General features: G+C 44.1%; 3 protein-coding genes and 1 pseudogene. 2 read left to right on the top strand and 2 right to left on the bottom strand.

What is annotated here, in order from left to right:
• Positions 1 to 12: 12 nt before the first annotated feature.
• A pseudogene (locus tag JGK36_RS21155) lies at positions 13 to 546 on the bottom strand (IS4 family transposase); the annotation flags it as partial.
• Between the two features lie 150 nt (positions 547 to 696).
• Positions 697 to 3570 (bottom strand): urea ABC transporter substrate-binding protein, encoded by a 2874-nt coding sequence (gene urtA, locus JGK36_RS21150; protein ID WP_293197919.1) that lies wholly within the window; start codon positions 3568 to 3570, stop codon positions 697 to 699.
• 721 nt (positions 3571 to 4291) lie between these two features.
• Here urtA and JGK36_RS21145 point away from each other — a divergent pair.
• Complete coding sequence (locus tag JGK36_RS21145; protein ID WP_293174179.1) at positions 4292 to 5752, top strand: hypothetical protein; 1461 nt, start codon at positions 4292 to 4294, stop codon at positions 5750 to 5752.
• An 81-nt stretch (positions 5753 to 5833) separates the two neighbouring features.
• Positions 5834 to 6040: a hypothetical protein gene (locus JGK36_RS21140; RefSeq protein ID WP_293174182.1), complete on the top strand. Its 207-nt coding sequence runs from the start codon at positions 5834 to 5836 to the stop codon at positions 6038 to 6040.
• Positions 6041 to 6568 lie beyond the last annotated feature (528 nt).

Genomic DNA, 6568 nt, shown 5'->3' with positions numbered 1-6568 from the left:
TATTATTACTCACATTTTTCCGGATAATTTACCAATTGGAACATCTGATAAACTTTCTAGTTTACGAAATAATGCTTCTAATGTTGAGCCGTCTGCTATGCAGATATTTTCAAAGTTTTTTAAGGCAAATTGTACGCTATCTGGTAATGGTCTCGACTTTCTCATCAACCATTTTTGTCGAAAATGAGGTACTAATTCTTTAAATACTTTTTCAAACAAAATAGCTCTCAAAGTTAAAAATCTGAGTGATAATGCTTGTTGGCTAATTTCTTGTGGCTGACATCATAAAAAGCCTTCTCTCTTTAATAATCTGGTTAATTTTGTTACTCCTGCTACGTCTCGCCATAATAAACTTAATACGGAGACCATCATTAACGGTAGTGTTAAAATTCTATCTCTTAAATTTAGTTGGCGATAAAAAGTTTTTTGGGCCGCCATTGCTGGAATTAATAAATCTTCCAGGTGATTCGCGATCGCTTCGTTTTCTACTTGAGGACGATTTTTTTTCTTTGCACGATCTCGGTTGATTCGTTTTTTGCTACTCATAAACTGGTTCAATTATGGCTCAACTGCTTACCCGGTCAAGGTTTCATCCTATTTTACCTCTTGCAAGTCTACCCCCTTGACAATTTGCACTTTTTCTTAACTTGTCACAAATGGTCAACCGTCAACCGTCAACCGTCAACCGTCAACAGACTACTTTTGCGGGCGCTGATATTTACTCAATAAATCAGCAAAGCGTTTGTAATCCAAAGGCTTCCTCAAATACTCCGCCGCTCCCAATTCTAAACCATGATTTTGATCGTCCAAAAAAGTCAACATAATCACCGGAATATTAGCTAACTCCGGATCGGCTTTCAAGGCCGAGAGAACCGCCCAGCCGTCCATACTCGGCATCATCACGTCTAGAGTAATCGCATCAGGTAGCGACTCCTTAGCTAACTCAAGCCCTGCCTCACCGCTAGCTGACGAGAGTACCCGAAATCCTTGTTTCGACAAGCAGCGGGCGATCAAATCTCGCGAGTCAGGATCGTCGTCAATTACTAGCACAGTCGCAGCATCAGGAAGTTCCAGCGCTTGCGATCGCACTTCTTGCTGCGCCGTTTCTTCCGGTGTTCGATCGCCCTCGGCTTCTTTCTCGATTTTAATCGCCATCGGCAAGCGAATCGTAAAAGTAGAACCGCCATCAAACTGGCTCTCAACTGTAATATCCCCGCCCATCATCTGGCAAAACTTTCGGCTAATAGTAAGCCCCAAACCCGTGCCACCGTACCTGCGGGTAGTCGAATCGTCCGCTTGTGAAAAAGCTCCAAACAGCCTCGAAATCTGATCGTCAGTCATGCCGATGCCCGTATCGGTGACTTGAAACACGATCGAATATTTGTGAAATTCAGAGGCAATATCCGAGATATCCTCGGAATTCTCCACCGGCAAAACTTCCGATTCTTCCTTCCAAACATTAATTGTAATTTTGCCTCGATCGGTAAACTTAGCAGCATTGCTGGCCAAATTCAACAGCGCTTGCCGCAGCTTCGCCGAATCAGCGTAGATCGTACCAATATCGCGATCGCAATTGACACTCAAAGTATTGCCATTTTTCCCCACCAGCGGTTGAACAGTAGTCATAACCTGATCGACTAAATTCAAGACATCAAAAGTCTCCAGGAAAAGAGTCATCTTTCCTGCTTCTATTTTAGAAATATCCAGGATGTCACTAATAATGTTCAGCAACTGCTTGCCTGCCATATTAATGCTTGCCAAATCCATCACAAACTCTTCTTCGCCGAGTTCAAGAGCCTCTTCTTGCAGCAGCTCGCTGTAGCCAATAATCGCATTTAAGGGCGTCCGCAATTCGTGAGTCATATTTGCCAAAAACGTGCTTTTCGCGCGGTTAGCAGCTTCCGCAGCGTTCTTAGCAATTTCCAATTCACCCGATCGCTCTTCTAGCTGTCGTTGCCGCACCTCCAAACCTTTGAGCAAACTGCTAATTTGCTGAGCCATTGTATTGAGAGTAGAAGATAGAACTCCGATCGCATCATTAGACACCACAGGCGATCGAGCCGTCAAATCACCGCTCGCAATCAGTTGGGCAGTTTCCCGGAGCAAACCCAAATTCCGAATAATCGCCGACACCGACACACAAGCAACTATACCTGCGATCGAACTCAAAACCAAAGCCCCCACCAGCCAACTCTGAGTGCGACTCGCCACAGCCATAGTTTGCTCGGCCAGCACCGCCATTGTTGCCTCCGCAGCCCCCGCTGGAGCTGATGCTGCCTGCATCGCCAGCAAAGAGTTCTTCATCTCCAAAGAACCCATCCACCCGACTCCCACCGCCATCCAAGCGATCAGTACCATGATCACAAACAGCCCGAGCAAAGAAGCCCTAGTACCCACAGAAATCTGCTTCGGACTTAGTGCGGCCGCCCAAGGGTAGCTTTTGAGAAAAGGATCCGGCTGTACAGGTGCCCCGGAATTCCAAATCTCCTCAATTTGACCGTCCGATCGCACCTGACCAATCCGCACTGTTTTCCAGGTATGCTGAGTTTTGGCATCTATTTTTACCATGCCAGAAGGCGCTGCAAACTCAATATTTTTAGCAGCCGCCCTGACTTTAATTACATCTATCGAACCAGCTTTTTCTACTGCTTTCTTCCACAGATAAACCCCCAAATAAGCCGCTTCGATTGGGTCATCCGTGACACGATTTTCCCCGTATCTCGCTTTATAATCCTTAACAAATTTCTGATTTTCCGCTGTATCAACAGTTTGAAAATAGTTCCAAACCACCCAATGTCCGGCAATATTGGACGGCCCTATCGCCCGTATTTCCTCTTCTGCCACGCTAACCGACATCACCGGCAAATCCTCCGGTTTCAAACCAGCTTCCCGCAGACGAAGGAAAAAAGCCACATTGCTGTCGCCGTTAAGACTGTTGAGAATCGCATCCGGTTTCACTGCTAAAATATGTGCGATCGCCTCGTCCACCTCCCTCGAACCCAGTGGCAGATACACTTCCCCCGCCAACTCTCCTCCGAGTGCAGCCAGTTGAGCTTTCACAATCAAATTTGCCGTCCGGGGAAAAATATAATCAGAACCCAACAGGAAAATTTTCCGCTTCCCCTGAGCCAGCAAGTAATTCACCCCAGGTACAATCTGTTGGTTCGGGGCCGCACCAGTGTAAAAAATATTCGGACACTGTTCTAGCCCTTCATACTGTACCGGATAAAAGAGCAACCCATTGCCGTACTCAAAAGCCGGCAGTACCGCCTTGCGACTGGCCGAAGTCCAACAACCAAATACCACCGCCACCTGCGATTCTTGGAGCAATTGCTTAGCTTTTTGAGCAAAAGTCTGCAAATCGCTGGCTCCATCTGCTATCACCGCTTCCAAGGGGCGTCCGAGTACCCCTCCCGCCGCATTAATTTCCTCAACAGCCAACAGCGTCGCATCTTTTACAGAAATTTCGCTGATGGACATAGTTCCCGTCAGCGAATGCAACACGCCTATTTTGATCGGCTCACAAGTTTGGCCGGCTGCTTCGAGGGGGTTACTGCTGCTTGCTCCCATAGGGTTTTAGATACTTTTTACTAATAACAGAAATTTTAGTTCAATCCTGCGGGAAGTTAGTCCGGAGGCTAACTCTGGTTTAGCAGATTATTTCACCCGATCGCCACACAACTTGACAATTGCTGCATCTTGTTGATTTTAACGGTCAAACCTTCCTGCATTGACTTAATTCTGCACTAACCTGTCACCGATTTTTCTCTCAATCTGTGACGGAGGTCTAAGCAGCCTCATCAAACAAACGGTAGAACCCACTTGTGCAATGCAGCAGAAAAATTATCTCCCTCTTGCCTTTTACACTCTCCCACGCTCTCATCCATCTCCTCTCCCCAACTCATTCACCGCCTAGCTGCGTGCGAGTCACCAACTAATAGCACCTACTCAGACACTATTCCCATTCCCATATCTTGCTTCCGGGAGATGTAACTCTCGGTAGATTGCTCTTAGTATAATACTCAAACCTCAGAACTCACCCACTCTTCCCCAGCCCCTATCACCCTTCAGGCAGAGGGAACTCTCCGTGCTTTACCTTAGGATCGAGGTAAGGTCAACTTTGAATTAGCCTTGTTGAAAATATTTTTGGCATAAATTAGGGTTGTCAGCAGTTGCCAAAATACCTAGATTTACCTAGAAATAAAAGTTAATTCAAGGGTGGTCAGTAGATTTAAGATAGATGTTAATATATAAAAATCAAGTCAGGCGAACCCGACAACTATCGAACTCAATGACCAGCATCACTTACTGCAAAGCACTTTCTACACCGATAGATGAGTTGAACGCGATCGGTAAAACTCAGCTAGAAATGTTTTTGAGCGCTTACACACCAATATTTCACAAAGCAGTATGTGAAACTGTCAACTTTATGATGTTAGGAGAAGGATTTAACAAGTCATACTGGAACACGCACCTACAAAAAACTTACGGTATTAGCAAACGTCATGCCAATGGTGTAATCTCATCGGCTAAGGGTGCTGTTGATAGCGCCAAGGAGTGCCGGATTTCACACATAAAAACCTTAGAAAATCAAGCTAAATCTTGTGAAGCTTGGCTAACAAAAGCTGAGAGAAAACTCAAATTAGCTCGGAAGTTTTACGCTAAAAAGAACTGGCAAAATAGTAAAAGCGGTTGTGCATTTCCGTTATCTAGTGACCTAAAGTATAGACAAACTAACTGGCAAAACCTACGCTTTCAGATACACAATAAAAAACGTAAGCTGACCAGGTATCGGCAAATATTAGCCGTCCTAAAATCAATCCCTGTGCGGGTTCGTGTCCCCAAGAATCAAGCCTTTATCGTGGGTTCCAAAGATGAATCTTATGGTAATCAAGTGTGTCAGTGGGATGGGGATAATTTAATAGTTAGAGTGCCAGCTTGTTTAGAATCTAAGTTTGGTAAAAATGTAGATTCGTATATTGGCGATTTCCCTCGCAATATTAACCGATTACCAGCTACGGGCGCTAAAACTTGGCACTTCTATTATAAATCTGGTAAATGGTGTGTTGCTGTTAGTTTCACGCCCTCCAATGTTGAGCAGGTATCGCGTTCTGTAGATTATGGTTGTATTGGTATCGACATGAATCCCGGCTCGATTGGTTGGGCGTATATTGATACCGAAGGTAACTTGAAAGCACAGGGTAAAATTCGACTACAAACTGGTTTACGCAAGGGTCAACAGCAAGCTCAAATTGTTAAAGCTTGCCGAGAATTATCGGCATTAGCTATCAAGTTTCAATGTCCAATAGTCTGCGAGGAATTAGACTTTACCAGCAAGAAAGAGCAACTTAGAGAACGTGGCAAGAAATATGCTCGGATGCTATCAGGTTGGGCTTATTCTGAGTTGTTTAAGTTGTTAAACTCAATTCTTTCTAACAGAGGTATTGAGCTTTTAACGGTCAATCCTGCTTATTCTAGTATTATTGGTTTAGTCAAATATCTGAGGATGTATGGTTTGGCTAGTGATGAAGCAGCGGCGTTAGTTATCGGCCGTAGGGGAATGAGATTGTCGGAAAAAATACCAGGCTCCTTAACCGCCTTTGTTGAGGTGAACTCAACAAAGCACGTTTGGAGCCTGTGGAATCAACTGAATAAAAAAATCAAGCAATCTGGAATAATAACTAATAGACATAGTTACTATTCTAACTCTAACTGGGATTTCCTGGGCAACCTTGACATTGAGGAAGCGTAAGCGATAGGAAAGAATGCTTAAGAACCTTAAACCGCTGAGTCTTGCTAGGTTTACCTAGATTTTTAAAAGCGGTGAAAACTAATGAATATTGAAGAAAACCAGATCCACACTGTAAGTGGCAGCGAAGTTACATTACCAAAATCAAGGGAAAAATTGCTGGGCGAGGAAACAGAAAAAGCCCTCGGCCAGCAGAAACAAGAAAAAGCTCAAACTATGCGCGCTGTGGAACAGTTGAAAGAAGAACTTCAGCACAAAATAGATAAAGAATGTCATCACAAGGTAGATTAAAACTAATAACGTTTTTTTAGGGTGTGGGTAAGATGAAGTCTTGCCCACACTCTTTTTTTGAAGTCAGTTGTTAGTTGTTAGTTGTTATTTGTTAGTTGTTAGTTGTTAGTTGTCAGTTGTTATTTGTTATTTGTTATTTGTTAGTTGTCATTAGCGCGAGCGTCCTCGCTCGCGAACGTTTGTGAGTTGTCATTAGGAACGAAAAGTTAATAACTTACACAAGTTTGTGGGATGGGCGTCCCGCCCGTCCAGAAAGAATGGGCTCTCCCGCCCATCCCACAAGAACAATAAAAATTGTAAGTTATTTAATTCTCATTCCTTAGCGCGAGCGTCCCCGCTCGCGAACGTTAATTTCCCAAATCAGGATTTAAGTGTTTTGGTTTATGCTTCTGACAAAAAACTGATTTTGACTGCCAAGTACGACCAGCAATCAAATCAGATTGAAGACAAGTCTTGACTTGGTTAAAAAGCGGAATTTATAGCAGCGCGACGCTTTAATATTCCGCAGCTTTTTGAAGTCGAAGGAAT

The organism is Microcoleus sp. PH2017_35_SFW_U_B (assembly GCF_020737865.1).
Classification (GTDB): domain Bacteria; phylum Cyanobacteriota; class Cyanobacteriia; order Cyanobacteriales; family Microcoleaceae; genus Microcoleus.
The sequence above is the reverse complement of the archived record's forward strand: the minus strand, read 5'-3'. Positions and strand labels throughout refer to the sequence as shown.

Bases quoted from the DNA above. Each gene is read 5' to 3' on its own strand.
- JGK36_RS21140 (WP_293174182.1), top strand. From the start codon at position 5,834: ATGAATATTGAAGAAAACCAGATCCACACTGTAAGTGGCAGCGAAGTT.
- JGK36_RS21145 (WP_293174179.1), top strand. From the start codon at position 4,292: ATGACCAGCATCACTTACTGCAAAGCACTTTCTACACCGATAGATGAG.
- urtA (WP_293197919.1), bottom strand. From the start codon at position 3,570: ATGGGAGCAAGCAGCAGTAACCCCCTCGAAGCAGCCGGCCAAACTTGT.